This is a genomic window from Silvania sp., assembly GCF_051656365.1.
GTDB classification, from domain to species: domain Bacteria; phylum Pseudomonadota; class Gammaproteobacteria; order Enterobacterales; family Enterobacteriaceae; genus Enterobacter; species Enterobacter hatchlandensis.
The window spans coordinates 1-19,161 of the sequence record NZ_JBOGBT010000072.1 but is presented as its reverse complement, the minus strand read 5'-3'; the positions used below and the strand labels follow the sequence as shown (position 1 = coordinate 19,161).

Annotated in this window: 17 protein-coding genes and 1 rRNA gene; 2 read left to right on the top strand and 16 right to left on the bottom strand. The window is 54.3% G+C overall.

The window, feature by feature from the left end; translation table 11 throughout:
• Nucleotides 1-25 precede the first annotated feature (25 nt).
• Nucleotides 26-141: ribosomal RNA gene (gene rrf, locus ACRDD5_RS13945) — 5S ribosomal RNA — on the top strand.
• A 102-nt stretch (nt 142-243) separates the two neighbouring features.
• On the opposite strand, the gene ACRDD5_RS13940 is transcribed toward rrf, so the two are convergent.
• The 7 genes from ACRDD5_RS13940 to ACRDD5_RS13910 all read right to left on the bottom strand — a co-directional run bounded on the left by ACRDD5_RS13940 (nt 244) and on the right by ACRDD5_RS13910 (nt 9,623).
• Complete coding sequence (locus tag ACRDD5_RS13940; RefSeq protein WP_271284299.1) at nt 244-1,002, bottom strand: amino acid ABC transporter ATP-binding protein; 759 nt, start codon at nt 1,000-1,002, stop codon at nt 244-246.
• 7 nt (nt 1,003-1,009) lie between these two features.
• Entirely contained in the window at nt 1,010-2,113 is a 1,104-nt protein-coding gene (locus ACRDD5_RS13935; protein WP_271284626.1) for an amino acid ABC transporter permease, read from the bottom strand.
• 9 nt (nt 2,114-2,122) lie between these two features.
• Nucleotides 2,123-3,304, bottom strand: coding sequence for an amino acid ABC transporter permease (locus ACRDD5_RS13930; RefSeq protein WP_271284300.1), 1,182 nt, complete (start codon nt 3,302-3,304; stop codon nt 2,123-2,125).
• Nucleotides 3,305-3,370: 66 nt separating this feature from the next.
• Nucleotides 3,371-4,396, bottom strand: coding sequence for an amino acid ABC transporter substrate-binding protein (locus ACRDD5_RS13925; protein WP_438677080.1), 1,026 nt, complete (start codon nt 4,394-4,396; stop codon nt 3,371-3,373).
• Nucleotides 4,397-4,816: 420 nt separating this feature from the next.
• Nucleotides 4,817-5,038 (bottom strand): lipoprotein, encoded by a 222-nt coding sequence (locus ACRDD5_RS13920; RefSeq protein ID WP_271284302.1) that lies wholly within the window; start codon nt 5,036-5,038, stop codon nt 4,817-4,819.
• 321 nt (nt 5,039-5,359) lie between these two features.
• Nucleotides 5,360-8,473 (bottom strand): efflux RND transporter permease subunit, encoded by a 3,114-nt coding sequence (locus ACRDD5_RS13915; RefSeq protein ID WP_438677079.1) that lies wholly within the window; start codon nt 8,471-8,473, stop codon nt 5,360-5,362.
• Nucleotides 8,474-8,483: 10 nt separating this feature from the next.
• Complete coding sequence (locus tag ACRDD5_RS13910; RefSeq protein ID WP_438677078.1) at nt 8,484-9,623, bottom strand: efflux RND transporter periplasmic adaptor subunit; 1,140 nt, start codon at nt 9,621-9,623, stop codon at nt 8,484-8,486.
• A gap of 394 nt (nt 9,624-10,017) precedes the next feature.
• Here ACRDD5_RS13910 and envR point away from each other — a divergent pair, with 394 nt between their 5' ends.
• Complete coding sequence (envR, locus tag ACRDD5_RS13905) at nt 10,018-10,662, top strand: acrEF/envCD operon transcriptional regulator (protein ID WP_438677077.1); 645 nt, start codon at nt 10,018-10,020, stop codon at nt 10,660-10,662.
• Nucleotides 10,663-10,679: 17 nt separating this feature from the next.
• Here the strand turns inward: envR and ACRDD5_RS13900 are convergent, their stop codons facing one another.
• The 9 genes from ACRDD5_RS13900 to accB form a co-directional block, all read right to left on the bottom strand.
• On the bottom strand, nt 10,680-12,761 hold the full coding sequence (locus ACRDD5_RS13900; protein ID WP_271284306.1) for a putative bifunctional diguanylate cyclase/phosphodiesterase: 2,082 nt from the start codon (nt 12,759-12,761) through the stop codon (nt 10,680-10,682).
• 127 nt (nt 12,762-12,888) lie between these two features.
• The gene (locus ACRDD5_RS13895; protein WP_271284307.1) at nt 12,889-13,053 is read right to left on the bottom strand and encodes a DUF2556 family protein; all 165 of its coding nucleotides are present in this window, start codon (nt 13,051-13,053) and stop codon (nt 12,889-12,891) included.
• 199 nt (nt 13,054-13,252) lie between these two features.
• The gene (gene fis / locus ACRDD5_RS13890) at nt 13,253-13,549 is read right to left on the bottom strand and encodes a DNA-binding transcriptional regulator Fis (protein WP_000462905.1); all 297 of its coding nucleotides are present in this window, start codon (nt 13,547-13,549) and stop codon (nt 13,253-13,255) included.
• Between the two features lie 23 nt (nt 13,550-13,572).
• Entirely contained in the window at nt 13,573-14,538 is a 966-nt protein-coding gene (dusB, locus tag ACRDD5_RS13885; RefSeq protein WP_271268380.1) for a tRNA dihydrouridine synthase DusB, read from the bottom strand.
• 367 nt (nt 14,539-14,905) lie between these two features.
• Nucleotides 14,906-15,787 carry a 50S ribosomal protein L11 methyltransferase gene (gene prmA / locus ACRDD5_RS13880; RefSeq protein WP_438677076.1) on the bottom strand — a complete coding sequence of 294 codons (882 nt, stop codon included), beginning with the start codon at nt 15,785-15,787 and terminating at the stop codon, nt 14,906-14,908.
• 11 nt (nt 15,788-15,798) lie between these two features.
• Nucleotides 15,799-17,250, bottom strand: coding sequence for a sodium/pantothenate symporter (panF, locus tag ACRDD5_RS13875; protein ID WP_438677075.1), 1,452 nt, complete (start codon nt 17,248-17,250; stop codon nt 15,799-15,801).
• Nucleotides 17,240-17,482 carry a YhdT family protein gene (locus tag ACRDD5_RS13870; RefSeq protein WP_271284311.1) on the bottom strand — a complete coding sequence of 81 codons (243 nt, stop codon included), beginning with the start codon at nt 17,480-17,482 and terminating at the stop codon, nt 17,240-17,242. The genes panF and ACRDD5_RS13870 overlap by 11 nt, the downstream gene beginning before the upstream one ends.
• A gap of 108 nt (nt 17,483-17,590) precedes the next feature.
• The gene (gene accC, locus ACRDD5_RS13865) at nt 17,591-18,940 is read right to left on the bottom strand and encodes an acetyl-CoA carboxylase biotin carboxylase subunit (protein ID WP_271284312.1); all 1,350 of its coding nucleotides are present in this window, start codon (nt 18,938-18,940) and stop codon (nt 17,591-17,593) included.
• Nucleotides 18,941-18,950: 10 nt separating this feature from the next.
• Nucleotides 18,951-19,161: acetyl-CoA carboxylase biotin carboxyl carrier protein (accB, locus tag ACRDD5_RS13860; RefSeq protein ID WP_438677074.1), on the bottom strand; the 211-nt coding region annotated here is incomplete at its 5' end.

Genomic DNA, 19,161 nt, shown 5'->3' with positions numbered 1-19,161 from the left:
AGTTCGGCACATAGAAAAGAATTTGTCTGGCGGCTGTAGCGCGGTGGTCCCACCTGACCCCATGCCGAACTCAGAAGTGAAACGCCGTAGCGCCGATGGTAGTGTGGGGTCTCCCCATGCGAGAGTAGGGAACTGCCAGACATCAATTAAGTGAAAAGGCCATCCGAAAGGATGGCCTTTTTGCGTTTATCCGTTACGAAAGCATCATGCCCGGGGCGTGAGACACCACCGGGCCGATCAAACTCAGTGAATGACCTGCGACAAGAATGCGCGCGTACGTTCTGATTTCGGGTGGGCAAAAAACTCCTCCGGCGGCGCCTGCTCGACGATTTCTCCGCGATCCATAAAGATCACACGGTCCGCTACCGTTCTGGCAAAGCCCATTTCATGCGTTACACACAGCATGGTCATACCCGATTGCGCCAGCCCAATCATGGTATCAAGTACCTCTTTTACCATCTCTGGATCGAGTGCCGAGGTGGGTTCGTCAAACAGCATAATCTTCGGTTTCATACACAGGGAACGTGCGATCGCTACGCGCTGCTGCTGACCACCCGAGATTTGGCCCGGGAATTTGTGCGCATGTTCCGCGATACGCACGCGTTCCAGATAGTGCATGGCCAGCGCCTCGGCTTCTTTTTTTGGCATTTTACGCACCCAGACAGGGGCCAACGTACAGTTCTGTAGCACCGTCAGATGGGGAAACAAATTGAAATGCTGGAAGACCATACCCACTTCCTGGCGGACGCGCTCAACGTTACGAATATCATCGTTCAGTTCGATGCCATCCACCACAATCCGGCCTTGCTGATGCTCTTCAAGGTGGTTAATACAGCGAATGGTCGTGGATTTACCCGACCCTGAAGGCCCGCACAGAACAATGCGTTCTCCTTGCTTCACCTTCAGGTTGATGTCTTTCAGGACGTGAAATTGTCCATACCACTTATTCACGTTATCCAGTGTAATCATCGCGTCAGCGGGTGTCATAGTTATCTGGCTCATAAATTCCTCAGTGCGGTGAACGCCCGGTGTTAAAGCGCTTTTCCAGATGCTGGCTATAGCGCGACATGCTAAAACAGAAAATCCAGTAGATAAGTGCAGCAAAAACATAGCCTTCTGTCGACATGCCCAGCCATGCTGGGTCGACGGTAGCCTGTTGCACGCTACTGAAGAGATCGAATAATCCAATGATAATGACCAGACTGGTGTCTTTGAACAACGCGATAATGGTGTTAACCAGGCCGGGGATCACCAGCTTCAGCGCCTGCGGCAGGATCACTAACCCCTGCGTTTTCCAGTAGCCCAACGCCAGCGATTCCGCTGCTTCATACTGACCTTTTGGCAGCGCCTGCAATCCTCCCCGAACCACTTCCGCGACATAGGCCGACTGGAACAGAATGACGCCGACCAGGGCGCGGAGCAGTTTGTCGATGGTCGTGCCTTCCGCCATAAAAAGCGGCAGCATCACGGATGACATAAACAGCACGGTGATCAGCGGTACGCCACGCCAGAACTCAATGAAAATAACGGACAGGACGCGTACGACCGGCATCGTGGAGCGGCGACCCAATGCCAGCAAAATACCCAGCGGTAATGCTCCGGCAATTCCCACAGAGGCAATAATCAGCGTCAGCGTCAGACCGCCCCACTGGCGGGTTTCGACGTGAGTGAGCCCGAGCGATCCGCCATACAGCAGCCACCAGACGATAACAGGATAAAGCACCGCCCAGCAGGCAATGTATCGCCCGCGACGCGGCAGTTTGCTCCAGAACATCGGGATGATGGAGAGCATTCCGACGATCAGCGCAACATTGATGCGCCAGCGCTGATCGTGAGGATAGAGCCCATACATAAACTGGCCAAAACGTTGGTGGATAAAGACCCAGCAGGCGCCCTCTTTGGTGCAGTCGGCTCGTGTTGTACCGACCCAGTTAGCCTGCAAAAAGGCCCAGTTCAGCAGCGGTGGGATCAGTTCCCACATCAGCCAAAAGCACACCAACGTAAGCAGGGTATTGCTCCAGCTGGAGAACAGATTCTTACGCGCCCATGTGATGATGCGTCCGTTACCGGTCCTGCCCGGAGACGCGGGGTGAGACAATACAGCTTTTGTCATCATGGCTCCTTAGCGTTCAACCAGTGCGATGCGGCGGTTATAGATATTCATCAGCAGAGAAATGGTCAGACTGATGATCAGATAAACCGACATGGTGATGGCAATGGTTTCGATGGCCTGTCCGGTTTGGTTGAGTACGGTCCCGGCAAAGAGCGAAACCATATCGGGATAGCCAATGGCCGCTGCCAAAGACGAGTTTTTCACGATATTCAGATACTGACTGGTCAGCGGGGGGATGATGACCCGCAGTGCCTGAGGCAGGATCACCTGGCGCAGGGTGACCGGGTTTGGCAGTCCGAGTGAACGAGCGGCTTCATGCTGACCATAGGGAACCGCCTGAATACCGGAGCGGATAATTTCTGCGATAAAGGCAGAGGTGTAGATCGAGAGCGCCAGGGTCAGCGCGGCAAGCTCCGGGATCAGGACCATGCCGCCGCGGAAGTTAAACCCCTGCAGCTGAGGAACATCCCAGTGCAGCGCTGGACCAAAAATGACATGAGCCAGCCACGGCAGGATCGCCAGCAGAATGAGAGTGACAGGCCATGTGCGTCGCAATTGCCCGGTTTTCATCTGCAGGTTACGGTTAAAACGGAACAGCGCGACTGATATTCCCGCCACACACACCAGCGCCACGAGCAGCGCCAGCATTCCTTCTGCGAACTGCGGGGCCGGGATATACAAACCACGATTGCTTAAAAAAGCCAGATCGAAGGCATCAACCGCCTGGCGTGGACCTGGCAGGTTACGCAGCACGGCGAAATACCAGAAAAAGATCTGCAGCAGCGGGGGGATATTACGAAAGGTCTCAATATAAACGGTGGACAGTTTGCGCAGCAGCCAGTTATCAGACAGCCTCGCGAGCCCGAGGAAAAACCCTAACAGGGAAGCAAAAACGATGCACAGCGCTGACACCAGCAGGGTATTCATCAGGCCGACCAGGAATACGCGGCCGTAGGTGTCACCTTCGCTGTAATCAATTAAATGTTGAACAATGCCAAAGCCCGCGCTGCGGTCAAGAAAAGCAAAGCCCGAAGTAATGCCCCGCGTGCTCAGGTTGGTAACAGTGTTATGGAATAAATAGATCGCGACGGCCAGCACGGCGAGAATAGCGAGGATCTGAAACAGCCAGGCGCGAACCGCAGGGTTAGAAAAGGAGAAGGCTCCTTTTAGTGCTAAGCGGCGATGGGACATAAAAACCTCGGGTAACCATGACTCTGATGGGGCACTGCATTGGCAGTGCCCGTTACAGCAAAATACTTATCGCACTGGCGGTGCGTACTGAATGCCGCCGTTGTTCCAGAGGTTGTTCTGGCCACGTTTAATCTTCAACGCGCTCTCGGAACCCACGTTGCGCTCGAAGATTTCAGCGTAATTACCCACTTTTTTAATGATGTTGTACGCCCATTTGTTATCAAGCTTCAGATCTTTGCCGTAATCACCCTCTTTACCCAGCAGATGCGCCATGTCTGGCGTTGATGGGTTAGCGGCTTTCTCATCTACGTTTTTCGAGTTAACGCCCATCTCTTCGGCGTTGAGCATGGCGAACAGAGTCCAGCGAACTACGGAGTTCCATTCGTCATCCCCGCGACGCACTACCGGGCCTAAAGGCTCTTTGGAGATCACTTCAGGTAGTACCAGCCATTCCGCAGGATTACTCAGCTTGATGCGCAGGGCATACAGCTGAGACTGATCCGACGCCAGCGTATCGCAGCGGCCAGACTCCAGGGCTTTGGCGGATTCATCGGAGCGGTCGAAGGTGACCGGCGTGTATTTCATATTGTTGGCTTTGAAGTAATCCGCCACGTTCAGTTCAGTGTCGGTCCCTGCCTGGATACAGACGGTCGCGCCATCCAGCTCTTTCGCGCTCTTCAGGCCGGCTTTATTGTGCGTCAGGAAGCCGATGCCGTCGTAATAGGTCACCCCGGTAAAGGACATGCCCATTCCGGTATCGCGTGAGGAGGTCCAGGTAGTATTACGTGAAAGCAGATCTACTTCGCCGGATTGCAATGCGGTGAAGCGCTCTTTTGCGGTCAGCGGTGTATATTTAACTTTGGTGTCATCGCCTAATACGGCTGCGGCCACGCCACGACAGATATCCACATCAATACCCGAGAATTTACCGCTGGCATCAGCGTAAGAGAAACCCGGCAACCCATCACTGATCCCACACTGCACAAAGCCCTTCTTCTTTACGGCATCCAGCGTTGCACCCGCCTGAGCCTGACTGGCAATCGCAAGCAGCACACTTGCAGCGGCCAGGCTGGCCATCATCATCTTTTTCATAATGCATCCTGTGTGGCGAAAATTATCGTTATAGTGAAGCGTCTTATAAACGCTTTAACCTGTCTGTGGCTGTGGCCGACGTTAATAAAGCAAACGTGATGCCAGTTTTTGCATTAAACGTAATAAGCGATTACGCAACGCGTAAAGCAGAGTGTAGACAGGGATAATTAAATCGAGCGCCCTGAAATGGTGCGAAATTACAACCTGTGCCACAAATCAGAGCGAAAGTCTGGTGCAGTGAACGTGAAATGAAAGGGCGTGTTTCTGGCATTAATAACAGAAGGGAGGGCATTGTATCTATGCTGTGAGCCAGCGCAGATTTATTTATTAACCTAAATTTTGGGCGGGGTGTTTATTTTATCTTGCGGGAATAAGGTCTGAAGAGAAAGCAAAAGCGCGGAACGATCCGCGCTTTCTGGATTACTTAGACACGGCGATGATACCCAGCGTCAGGCCTGCAATGGCCGCTGCACCGCCTGCTATCGCGCCGGCTGTTTCCCAGTTATCCTGAGTGGTCCCTTTCATACAGGTATTGGTGTGAACCAGGCGACCCTGATCGTCGTAAACCGGGACACACGGAGAATCATGCGCGCAACCCGCAAGGAGTGCGGCAAGCAGAGCAACTGAAATTAATCTTTTCATGGTGTTACCTCAAAATGAAATCTTACTTCGCGATATCGCCAGCAAGGTCTTACGCAAAGCAGGTGGCTATTTTACCACCTGTTCAAAAAGGCGATGAAGAGTGAATAATCTCAAATTATTTTGATTGTAAAAATCATGGAGAAAACGATATCGACTGGATTCAATAATGGAGAAAGTGGGGAGAGAGGCGGGCAAAAATCTCATTCTTATACCGATACATAAACAATTAATTGTTGTGCTAATTAATAAGTAAAATAAATGGTTGGTGCTCTTCGCCTGTTTATTCACTAAAGAAAAGGCGCCGGGTGGCGCCTTTAACTATTACTGTTCGCTATGACGCGTAAAGCGTCTTCGCACCACCACAAAGAAGACCGGCACAAAGAATATTGCCAGCAGGGTTGCCGAAAGCATACCGCCCATCACCCCGGTGCCCACGGCGTTTTGCGCGCCGCTGCCTGCACCATGGCTAATGACCAGCGGCATCACCCCCAGTATAAACGCCAGCGAGGTCATCAGGATGGGACGAAGTCGCATGCGGGAGGCTTCCAGCGTGGCTTCAATCATCCCTTTGCCCTCCTTATCCATCAGATCCTTGGCAAATTCGACGATCAGAATGGCGTTCTTTGCCGACAGGCCGATGGTGGTGAGCAGGCCAACCTGGAAATAGACATCGTTGTTTAAGCCACGCAAGGAGGCCGCGAGCAGGGCACCAATGACCCCGAGCGGCACCACCAGCATCACCGAGAACGGTATCGACCAGCTCTCATACAGTGCCGCCAGGCACAGGAACACCACCACCAGTGAGATGGCGTACAGGGCAGGTGCCTGGTTGCCTGACAAACGCTCCTGATAGGACATTCCCGTCCAGTCGTAACCGATACCGTTAGGCAGTTTAGCCGCCAGCTGTTCCATTAAGACCATCGCTTCACCGGTACTTTTACCCGGTGCCGCTTCGCCCAGAATCTCCATCGACGGGCTGCCGTTGTAGCGTTCGAGTCGCGGTGAACCATAGATCCAGTGCGACTGGCTAAACGCGGAGAGAGGCACCATCGAGCCGTTGGCGCTGCGCACAAACAGGCGATTAATATCTTCCGGCAACATGCGGAAAGGCGCGTCAGCCTGGACATACACTTTCTTCACCCGACCGCGATCGATGTAGTCGTTCACGTAGGTGCCACCGAGGGCGGTGGAGATGGTCTGGTTAATGTCCGACACGCTGACGCCCAGCGCCTGCGCTTTCTCCTGATCAATATCCAGCTTGAACTGAGGCGTATCTTCCAGCCCGTTTGGCCGCACGCGCACCAGCAGGTCCGGGTGCTGTTTGATCATGCCCAGTAGCTGGTTTCGGGCCTGCGTCAGCGAGGTATGTCCCAGATTAGCCTGATCAATCAATTCAAAATCGAAACCTGTTGCGGTGCCAAGCTCAATAATGGCCGGCAGGTTAAACGGGAACACCAGTCCGTCCTTGATCTGGCTAAAGGCCCGCGTTGCCCGGCTGACAATCGCACCGACGCTGTTGACCTCACCGGAACGCGCCTCCCAGGGCCTAAGGCTGATAAAGGCTATCCCTGAATTCTGCCCCTGGCCGCTAAAGCTAAAGCCGTTAACGGTAAAGACCGACGCCACGTTAGCCTTCTCGTTGTTCAGATAGTAGTGCTCAACCTGATCCAACACCTGCTGTGTGCGGGTCTGTGTCGCACCAGCAGGGAGTTGCACCATCGTCATAAACACGCCCTGGTCCTCTTCCGGAAGGAACGAGGTCGGCAGGCGCATAAAGAGCACCGTCATGCCGCCGACAATGACGATGTACACCACCAGATAGCGTCCCGTTTTACGCAAAATATGGCTGACGCTGTTGCTGTAGTGCGCCACGCTTTTATCGAACAGGGTATTGAACCAGCCGAAGAATCCACCTTTTTTCTCATGATGCTCGCTGGGGGCCTTGAGCAGGGTGGCGCACAGCGCCGGAGTCAGGATCAGCGCCACCAGTACAGAAAGCGCCATCGCCGAGACGATAGTCAGGGAGAACTGACGATAAATCGCCCCGGTGGAGCCACCGAAGAAGGCCATCGGGATAAACACCGCCGACAGCACCATGGCGATACCGACCAGCGCCCCCTGAATCTGCTCCATCGATTTCTGCGTCGCCTCTTTTGGCGGCAGCTTGTCCTCGACCATCACTCGCTCGACGTTCTCTACCACCACGATGGCGTCATCCACCAGCAGGCCTATCGCCAGTACCATCCCAAACATGGTGAGCGTGTTAATGGAGAAGCCAAAGGCCGCCAGCACCGCAAATGTCCCCAGCAACACCACCGGCACGGCAATGGTCGGGATCAGCGTGGCGCGCAGGTTCTGCAGGAACAGGTACATGACGAGGAAGACCAGGATGATGGCTTCAAACAGGGTCTTCACCACTTCATGGATGGAGATCTTCACAAACGGCGTGGTGTCATACGGATAGACCACCTTCAGCCCCTGCGGGAAAAACGCCTGCAGCTGTGCCAGCTTGGTTTTGATCGCCGCTGCGGTATCCAGCGCATTGGCGCCGGTTGCCAGCTTGATCCCCAGCCCGGTCGCCGCCTGACCATTGATTTTGGTGACCATATTGTAGTTCTCGCCACCGGGCGCAATCCGGGCCACATCTTTCAGATGCACCATCGACCCGTCCTGATTCACCTTCAGGGTGATGTTGCCAAACTCTTCAGCCGTTTTCAGTCGCGTCTGGGCGATGATCGAGGCGTTAAGCTGCTGGCCCGGTACGGACGGCGTACCGCCGAGCTGGCCTGCGGCGATTTGGTTGTTCTGGGCTTTGAGCTGATTAATCACGTCCAGCGGGGTCAGTTGATAGGCATTGAGCGCATTCGCATCCAGCCAGATGCGCATCGCATACTGGGCACCAAACAACTGCACATCGCCCACCCCAGAGGTGCGGCTGATCGAATCTTTGACGTTAGAGGCGACATAGTCAGAGATATCATCCTGGGTCAGGTCTTTGTTATCTGAAACAAAGCCCGCCACCAGCAGGAAGCTGCTGCTCGACTTCTCTACGCCAATCCCTTGCTGCTGCACTTCCTGCGGCAGCAGCGGCATTGCCAGCTGCAGTTTATTCTGCACCTGTACCTGGGCAATATCCGGGTCAGTGCCCGACTCGAAGGTCAGGGTAATGGTCACGCTGCCCGCCGAATCGCTGGTGGACGACATGTACATCAGGTTATCGATACCGTTCATGTTCTGCTCGATCACCTGCGTCACCGTATCTTGCACGGTTTGCGCATCTGCCCCGGGGTAGGTGGCGGAGATAGCAACCGCCGGCGGTGCAATGGTGGGGTACTGGGCAACCGGGAGTTTCAGGATCGCCAGCCCACCCGCAATCATCAGAATGATGGCGAGCACCCAGGCAAAGACCGGGCGCTGGATAAAGAAGTTAGCCATACTCTGTTCCTTATCCGGCTTTCTGTGCAGTGGTGTCGGGTGTGGCCACGACCGTCACGCCAGGATGGATTTTTTGTAGCCCGCTGATGATGACCCGGTCACCATCCTGCAGTCCGTCATCGATCAGCCATTGATCGCCGACGGCCTGTGTTGCCACTACGCTTCGCGCTTCGACCTGATTTTGTGCATTCACCACCATTACGCTGGCTTCGCCGCGCGGCGTTCGCGTGACGCCCTGCTGGGGCACCAGGATCGCTTTAGGCTGGATACCTTCATCAATGCGCGCCCGCACAAACATGCCGGGCAGCAGGATATGCCGGGGGTTAGGGAAGATTGCCCGTAGGGTAATCGAACCGGTACTTTCATCGACCGTCACATCGGAGAATTGCAGTGAGCCTTTGAGCGGGTAGGGCTGACCATTTTCCATCAGCAGCTGCACGGAGCGGGCAGCTTCGCCCGTTTGCAGGCTGGACTGCTTGAGGCGCATAAAATCATTGCTGGATTGCGTGACATCGACATACATCGGATCCAGCTGCTGCACCGTGGCCAGCGCGGAGGCCTGACCGTTGGCGACCAGCGCGCCTTCTGTGATGCTGGATTTACCGATACGTCCGCTGATAGGCGAGGTGACTTTGGTGTACGCAAGATTAATGCGTGCGCTCTCTACGCTCGCTTTGGCGGCCATTACGCTGGCATCTGCCTGTCGGGCGTCGGCTACCGACTGATCGTATTCCTGTTTGCTGACGTACTGGGTGCCGACCAGCGGCAGATAGCGCTTGACGGTCAGATGGGCAATATTCGCTGCTGCCTGCGCTTTGGCTAACTCGCCTGACGCACTGTCAAATGCGGCCTGATAGGTGGCCGGATCGATCTGGTACAGCGAATCGCCTGCTTTTATATCGCTGCCTTCCTGAAAATTGCGCTTAAGCACAATACCGTTCACCTGCGGGCGAACCTCGGCGACGCGAAAGGCATCTGTCCTGCCCGGCAGTTCGGTGGTCACCGTCAGCGGTGCACTTTTCACTACATGCACGGTAACCTGCGGTGACGGTGGTTGCTGTACCTGTCCGCCGTTATTATCACAACCCACGAGCAATGCGGCACCGATGATAAAACCGGATAAGGGTAAAAATCTGAAATGAAGCGTCATGACTATTCCTTCAAAATCCTTAACCCGCATTAACCGCACAGGGTTAAGCGTTGAGGAGAGGTAAACAGAAAACGGCGGGCGTCATAATAAAGAATGAGCGGATAGGTTTATGATTTATAAGTGCGGCGAAAGGGATGTAGGACAAGGAAAAGGCGCAGAACAAGAACAAACAACAGGATAGCGCATTCAACATAATGAATGGATACATTTTCCTTTAACGGCATTCATATGTTTTATGAATTAAATACTCTCGAATTATCAGTGCGAATTATAAATTACGCACATTGGCGTTTTTTGTTCAGAATTATTTTTTAGGCTGATCGATAATTCACACTCTGACGACCATCGTCGATGTTATTTAAAAGTATTTAATACGTTAAACGAGTGAATCTGAATGGCGCGTAAAACGAAGGCTGAAGCTCTGAAGACACGCCAGTCGTTGATTGAGGCGGCGATAGAGCAGTTTGCAGCACGCGGTGTCGCAAACACTACGCTGTCGGATATCGCCGACGCGGCCCGCCTGACCCGGGGTGCTATTTACTGGCATTTCACCAGTAAAACGGAAATATTCAATGCTATCTGGCAAGAACAACGCCCGCTACGGGAAATTATTCGCGATCGACTCGTACTGGCGGAAGAGGACGATCCGTTATTGATATTGCGTGAGCAGTTTGTTACTGCTCTACAATATATTGCCCGTGATCCCCGTCAGCGTACGTTATTGCAAATCCTTTATCACAAATGTGAATTTGAAAAGGGCATGATTTCGGAAAATGAAATTCGTGAAGGGATTGGATTCAACTATGAAAATGTTCGCGGGATGCTGCAAAAATGTATTGCGCTGGGTCGCATCTCTTCCCGGGTCAATATTGATACCACGTTAATTGTTTTTCATGGCTTTTTCTGTGGGCTGGTAAAAAACTGGTTAATGAGCCCGGAGCGGCTGGATCTGTATCAGCAGGCTCCGGCGCTGGTCGATAATATCCTGGCGACGCTACCGGCAGCACGGCTGTCACACCGTGCATATCACGTCGCTTAATAGCGGCGTCGGCCCGGTTAGTATTGCTCTGTCAGCATCGCTTGCGGATTGTGGCTCAGGGCGTGGATGGTTTGTGGCGAAACGGGTTTGCCCAGCAGGTAACCCTGCAGCGTGTTGCAGCCGAGTTGCGTTAAAAATTCCTGCTGTTCCGGCGTTTCTACCCCTTCTGCCACCACCTTCAGATTGAGCGTTTTTGCCAGCGCCACAATAGCGGAAACAATCGTGGCATCGTCACCTTCGCCGCCGAGATCTTTCACAAAAGCCCGATCAATTTTCAGCTCGCAGGCCGGGAGGCGTTTCAGATACAGCAGGCTGGAGTACCCGGTGCCAAAGTCATCGATAGAGGCTTTTACGCCCGCCTGCGTCAGCTCGGTCAGCACCCGCACGCTCTCATTCGGGTTGTTCATTGCCGTCGTTTCGGTCACTTCCAGAATCAGGGTATGAGGCGGAATATGGTGACGCGCCAGGCTGCGCATAACGGTATCAACCAGCTGGGGTTGTTCAAACTGGAGCGTAGAGAGGTTCACCGCAACGGACCATTCCGTGTGACCTTCCAGATGCCACTCACGCAGCTGGCGGCAGGCTTCATCAATCACCCAGTTACCAATAGGCACAATCAGCCCGCTTTTCTCTGCCAGCGGCAGGAACTGGTCGGGTGCGAGTAACCCCTGAACCGGGTGCTGCCAGCGCAGCAGCGCTTCGAAGCCGACGATTGGCCCGACAGGGGCCTGAAACTTTGGCTGATACACCAGATGGAGTTCGTGGCGATCCAGCGCCAGCCACAGGTCATTCATCAGCTGCAGCTGTTGCTGCGCCAGCGTATTCATCGATGGCTGGAAGAAGTGATAGTTGTTACGCCCCATGTGTTTGGTGTGGTACATCGCGGCATCAGCGTTGAACATCAGTTCACGCTGGGTCTTGCCGTCATGGGGGTAGATAGCAATTCCCACGCTAAGGGTAACGACCAGTTCATACAGCTCAAGGCTGAAGGGTTTATCGATGACGTGCACCAGTGCACTGGCCAGGGACGCGGCATCGTTGGGGGTATCGATCTCCGCCAGCAGCACAAATTCATCCCCGCCAATACGCGCCAGGGTGTACTGGCCCTTCAGGGGCTGTTCCAGCCGTTCGGTGACAGCGACCAGCAGCTTATCGCCGGTGTCATGCCCGTAGGCGTCGTTTACCGCCTTGAAGCCGTCCAGATCCATAAACATCAGCGCAAAGATCGCCCCTTCGCGATCGGCTTTGTTGATCGCCTGGTCAAGACGGTCTTCGAGCAGCACGCGGTTGGGCAGGCGCGTCAGGGTATCGTGCAGGGCAAGCTGGGCCAGCTCGCGGTTCGCTTTGGCCAGCGATGAGGCAAGCAGTGATGTGCGGGCCTGCAGGCGGGCATCAAACATGGAAACCAGCAGGGTAATTCCCAGCACAGAGAGTGCAAGCACGCTTACCAGGACAGCCAGCCAACTGCCGTTCACCCCATGATGATGCATATGGCTCTGCACCGGGAACTGCGCGGCCTTCATCCCGGTGTAGTGCATCCCGGCGATGGCCACGCCCATCAGAATGGCTGCACCCGCGCGCATCAGCGTGACCTGAGCGGCATCGCGGCGTAGGCGAAACGTCAGCCACAGCGCCGCGAGTGACGCCATCAGGGCGATGACCACGGAAAGCGAAATCCAGCGCATATCCCAGACGATCGCGGGTTCAACCTGCAGGGCGGCCATCCCGGTATAGTGCATCGCGACGATACCCGAGCCCATAATCAATGCGCCTGTCAGCAGCCGACGCCGACGCAGGTGGTCGCGGCTCACCAGCCACAGGGCGAACAGAGACGCACCAATCGCAATCAGCATCGATAGCGCCGTCAGCAGCAGGTCATAATTGAGCCGCATGGAGACGTCCATCGCCAGCATGCCGATAAAGTGCATTGCCCAGATACCGATGCCCATGGCTGTCCCGCCACCCGTCAGCCAGACGCGCGCCGCGAAGCCGGCGCTATCCGCCACCCGGCCAGCCATATTCAGCGCGGTGTAGGCGGCAAGAATGGCAACAACAAAAGAGATAACCACAAGGATTTGGTCGTATTGGCTAACCAGCATGCTCTCATCAACTCATACGCAGTGAGGTATTACGTGATACCGGGTGAGACGGGCTGAGACATTATCATTCTATAGAAATGCCTCAAAGGGATTTAAGCCCGTACACTTGTCGAGGGAAAGCAGTGACTTAATCTAAATCTTCGCAGTTAATCAGCTTTAAAGGATTGACTGAATTCATGTTGCGGCACTTGTCTGTTTCCGTAGAGATCAGCTCGATCCACTGCATTAACAGTGCATCGAACAGGAAAACGGTAATCGCAAAGACGACTAACCACCAATACTTACGGATCATTCTGGGTTTCCAGCAAGGGTTGACAAGAGTGCGAGAAATATACACGAAAAATGACGGCTGAGAAGTGGGGTTACCCATGTTTACGTTTGGGGTTAACAGCAGGTGTGCGGGGGACAGAAGGGGCGGGTGAGCAGGCATAAAAAAGGCGCGTCCCCATGCCGAGTAGCGCCTTTTTAAACAAACACTTAGCTGATCGAAATCAGTTCATGCCGTATTTTTTCAATTTCTTACGCAGCGTACCACGGTTGATGCCCATCATCAGAGCAGCACGGGTCTGGTTACCGCGGGTGTATTGCATCACCATGTCCAACAGGGGCTGTTCAACTTCAGCCAGTACCAGCTCATACAGATCATTCACATCCTGACCATTCAGTTGAGCAAAATAGTTCTTCAGTGCCTGTTTAACCGAGTCACGCAGGGGCTTTTGGGTCACCTGGTCCTGGGAGTTAACGGTAGAAACGGTCAGTACGTCAGAATTTACGCGTTGTTCGAACATAGTTCTGTCAGCTCTTTATTTCATTACGCAAGATTTTCGAAGTATGCCTCCAACGCCTCCAGCTGTTCGCTGGCATCCTCTATGGCGTTGAATGTGCGCCGAAACTGGTCATCTGGAGCATGTTCCTGGAGATACCAGGATACGTGTTTACGCGCGATTCGGTACCCCTTTGCCTGACCGTAAAAGTCATGCAGTTCCCGAATATGTGCGCATAGCAAGCGCTTTACCTCTGCCAGTGGCAGTGGGAGCAGCAACTCCCCAGTGTCCAGATAATGCTGGATTTCCCGAAAGATCCAGGGTCTTCCCTGAGCTGCACGTCCTATCATCAGAGCATCAGCTCCCGTATAGTCGAGTACAGCTCTGGCTTTAAGCGGGTCAGTAATGTCACCATTCGCGATAATCGGAATGGAAACTTTCTGCTTAACTGCCCGAATGCTGTCGTATTCAGCTTCACCATTGAACAAACAGGCGCGAGTGCGTCCATGAATGGTCAGGGCCTGGATACCACAGTCTTCAGCCAGTTGGGCAATTTCTACACAGTTACGGTGTTCCGGCGACCAACCCGTGCGAATCTTTAACGTAACAGGGACGTCCACTGCGCTGACAACCGCCGTCAGGATAGACTTCACCTGGTCGGGGTATTGCAGAAGGGCTGAACCTGCAAGCTTGCGATTCACTTTTTTGGCCGGGCAACCCATATTGATATCAATAATCTGGGCGCCACTTTCCACGTTAATACGCGCGGCATCTGCCATCTCTTCAGGCACGCTTCCGGCAATTTGCACGGTGCGAATACCTGGTTCATCAATGTGCACCATCCGTAGACGGGACTTATCGCTTTCCCAAACCTGCGGGTTAGACGACATCATCTCGGAAACGGTTAAACCTGCTCCCATCTCGTAGCACAGCGTCCTGAATGGCCGATCGGTAATACCTGCCATAGGTGCTGCGATCAGGCGATTTCTGAGCTGGTGGTGTCCGATGCGCATGAGTTAAGAAATGACCATACTGTGACTGCAAGGCGGCGTATCTTACGCATTTTTCGCACGAGATGAAAGGCCAAACTTTGAACAATCCTCTGTTGTAGATCAAGGAATCGCCGGTAAAGGCCTGCCCTTAAAAATATTAATGATATAAATCATTAACTTAATTAATTATGCTCATTTTATGGCCGCTTACAATTTCCCAAAACTTCTCATTTTTTCTTAAAGAATCATACCCCTGAGCGGGATAATCTGCTGTTTTTAGCAGCAGATTTCAGCTGTTCTTTGCGATCCAGGTCTCATTTTAGAACATGATCACTGCCTGATGTTTAATCAACGTCGTTGTTTAAATGTCAGGCAGTTGGGCAGATGCTTACTTTCTGCAACCCGTAATGCGGCACCACTCTTCTTTCTCGACCACCGGGTCGAGTGCAAAGAGATCGGCATACGCTTCACACACGCTGTCGGCCTGGCTGGCAAGAATGCCGGACAGGCCCAGTAAACCGCCGTCAACGGGCAGGACGCTGATCAATGGCGCCAGCTCACGTAACGGGCCTGCCAGGATATTGGCGACGACCACATCGGCTTTCATAGCCTCTGGCTGATCGTTTGGCAGATACAGCTCAAGGCGCTCGGAGACGCCGTTACGTTCGGCGTTATCGCGGCTGGCCTGAATCGCCTGGGGATCGATGTCGATCCCGATCGCTTTTGCGGCACCCAGCTTCAGGGCGGCGATAGCGAGGATCCCGGATCCACAGCCAAAGTCGATCACCGTTTTGCCGTCCAGATCCAGACCATCGAGCCATTGCAGACACAGGGAGGTGGTTGGGTGAGTACCGGTTCCGAATGCCAGACCCGGATCGAGCATTACGTTGACCGCGTTGGCATCCGGTACGTCGCGCCAGCTCGGGCAGATCCACAGACGTTTGCCAAACTGCATCGGGTGGAAGTTATCCATCCACTCGCGCTCCCAGTCTTTGTCTTCCAGCTGCTCAATCTTGTGGACAAAACCTGCGCCCAGCAGCGGATGGTTTTCCAGAATGGCCACCACCTCATTCATGTCGGTTTCAGCATCGAACAGGCCGATGACGTCAGTGTCACCCCACAGGCGGGTTTCGCCCGGCAGAGGTTCAAACACCGGGGTGTCATGCGTGTCCTGGAAGGTGATGGAGACCGCACCGGTTTCCATCAGCGCATCACTCATTTCTTCGGCATTGGCGCCGGTCGTATTCAGTTTCAGTTGGATCCACGGCATGGCAAAACTCTTTATTTATCAGTAGAAATGACGGCTGCCTGCGGCGCAGGTTGACCAAAACGGTTCCCGACCACAAACGCCAGCAAACTCAACAGTAGCGAAGGCACAATCGGATGGAAGCCCAGGTACTGAACATTAAAGGAGGCGAGCACGGCATACAGCACGCCACCGACAATCATCGCACTCAGGGCACCGGCAGCGTTCGCGCGCTCCCAGTACAGCCCCAGCACCAGCGGCCACAGGAACACGGCTTCCAGCCCGCCAAAGGCCAGCAGATTGAGCCAGATTATCATCTCAGGCGGCTTCCAGGCCGCCAGCAGCAGCAGCGCCCCTAACAGCAGGGTGATCGCCGCCGACATCCGCTTCAGGCGTCGCTCGTTGGTCATCTGCTCCGGATGCATACTCAGGTACAGATCTTTGATGATCGTAGCGGAACTTTGCAGCAACTGGGCGTTGATTGTCGACATGATCGCCGCCATGGGTGCCGCGAGGAAGATCCCGGCGGCAAAAGGTGGCAGGACCTTGACCATCAGGGTTGGGATCACCAGATCAGGCACGGTCAGATCCGGGATCACTGCCCGGCCCAGCGCGCCCGCAAGGTGCATACCGAACATCAGGATCGCTACCACAATGGTGCCGATGATGATGCCGCGATGCACTGCCTTGCTGTCTTTGTAAGAGATACAGCGTACGGCGGTATGCGGCAGACCAATCACCCCGAAGCAGACCAGTACCCAGAAGGAGGTCATGAAGGTCGGGGAGAGGATGTCATCCGCGCCCTGCGGGGAGACCAGTTTTGGATCGATAGCCTGCAGGGTTTCCACTGCCTGACCTAACCCGCCCGCAGCATGCACTACGCCCACCAGCAGCACGATCGTGCCAATCAGCATCACCATGCCCTGCATCGTATCGTTAAGCACGCTGGCGCGAAAACCACCAAAAGCGGTATACAGCGCGATACTGATGCCAAAGATCAGCAGCCCCGTTTCGTAAGGGATACCTGCGGCGGTTTCCAGCAGGCGTGCGCCGCCGATAAACTGCACCGTCATCGCGCCCACGAACGCCACCAGTAAACTGAGGCTGGCAAGCCACACCAGCAGACGGCTCTGGTAGCGTGCAAAGAGCATATCGTTCAGCGTGACGGCATTATAACGACGCGCCAGAATGGCGAACTTTTTACCCAGAATACCCAGCGAGAGCCAGACGGCAGGGAGCTGGATCATCGCCAGCAGTACCCAGCCAAGGCCATATTTATAGGCTGCGCCCGGGCCACCAATAAACGAACTGGCGCTGATGTAGGTCGCGGTCAACGTCATGGCCAGCACGATCCCGCCCATGGAGCGACTGCCGAGGAAATATTCGTTAAGGAAAGGGCCAGTCGAACGCTTACGCATGGCATACACGGACAGACCGAATACCACCAGCAGATAGGCGATCAGCGGCAGAATGACTTCAAGCTGCATTGTCGTCCTCCAGCGAGATGTCGCGATAGATAAACTTCACCATCGCCCAGCACAGCACAATAAACACCAGCGGGATAAGCAGGCAGGCCATTTCGAACCAGTGCGGCAGGCCCGTGAACCCAATCCGGGAGTCAGGTAAGTAAGCAGCCACTAACCACGCAGCCAGATAGAGAAGGGTTAGCCACAGCGCCCAGCGGGCTTCTTTGTTGGCCTGAACAAAACGTTTGTCCATTTTTTGTCCCTGGTGGGAAAAGAAAGCGGGAATTGTACATGATGGAACTGAGCAATCCCCAGAAATAAAAAAGGCCGGATTAACCGGCCTTTTGTTGCTTACGTACGCTTATTTTTCATGAAGACCGAGCTTTTTCTCCAGATAGTGGATGTTAGTCCCACCATGCTGGAAGTTCTCGTCAGTCATAATACGCATCTGCAGTTCAACGTTGGTTTTGATACCATCGATGATCAGCTCCTGCAGGGCGTTCTTCATGCGGGCAATCGCCACATCACGGGATTCGCCGTAGCAGATAAGCTTACCGATCATTGAGTCATAGTACGGCGGTACAGTGTAACCGGCGTAGATATGAGACTCCCAGCGCACACCAAAACCACCCGGCGCGTGGAAACGCGTGATTTTACCCGGGCTTGGCAGGAAGGTGTTCGGGTCTTCGGCGTTGATACGGCATTCCACCGCATGGCCTTTCACCACAACTTCTTCCTGCTTGATGGACAGCGGTTGACCCGCCGCGATACGCAGCTGTTCTTTGATCAGGTCAACACCGGTGATCATTTCGGTAACCGGGTGTTCAACCTGAATACGGGTGTTCATCTCAATGAAGTAGAACTCGCCGTTTTCGAACAGGAACTCGAAGGTACCTGCACCGCGATAGCCGATATCCACGCACGCTTTAGAGCAACGTTCGCCGATGTAGCGACGCAGTTCCGGCGTGATGCCTGGTGCTGGCGCTTCTTCGACTACTTTCTGGTGGCGGCGCTGCATGGAGCAGTCACGTTCTGCCAGATAGATAGCATTGCCCTGACCGTCTGCCAGCACCTGAATTTCGATGTGGCGTGGGTTCTCGAGGAATTTCTCCATGTACACCATGTCATTGCTGAAAGCGGCTTTCGCTTCAGCTTTGGTCATGGCGATGGACTGAGCCAGATCCGCATCGTTACGCACAACGCGCATACCGCGACCGCCGCCGCCGCCGGACGCTTTGATGATAACCGGGTAGCCAATGCGTTTAGCATGGGCACGGTTAGCATCCATATCGTCGCCCAGTGGGCCGTCGGAGCCTGGTACGGTTGGGACGCCGGCTTTCTTCATGGCGGTGATCGCCGACACTTTGTCGCCCATCAGGCGAATAGTGTCAGCTTTCGGGCCGATGAAGATAAAGCCGGAGCGCTCAACCTGCTCAGCAAAGTTGGCGTTCTCAGAGAGGAAGCCGTAACCCGGGTGAATAGCCACCGCGCCAGTGATCTCAGCGGCGCTGATGATAGCCGGGATATTCAGGTAGCTTTTAACGGACGGAGCCGGGCCAATACAGACCGTCTCATCCGCCAGTAAAACGTGTTTCAGATCGCGATCCGCGCTTGAGTGCACAGCAACGGTCTTGATGCCCAGCTCTTTACAGGCACGAAGGATTCGCAGTGCAATCTCGCCGCGGTTGGCGATAACAATTTTATCCAGCATGTTCGCCTCGTTACTCGATGACGACCAGCGGCTCGTCAAATTCTACCGGCTGACCACTTTCGACCAGAATCGCTTTAACAATGCCTGACTTGTCAGCTTCGATCTGGTTCATCATTTTCATCGCTTCAACGATACACAGGGTATCGCCTGCGTTGACTTTCTGACCTACTTCGCAGAACGCTTTAGCGTCCGGGCTTGGCGTGCGGTAGAAAGTACCAACC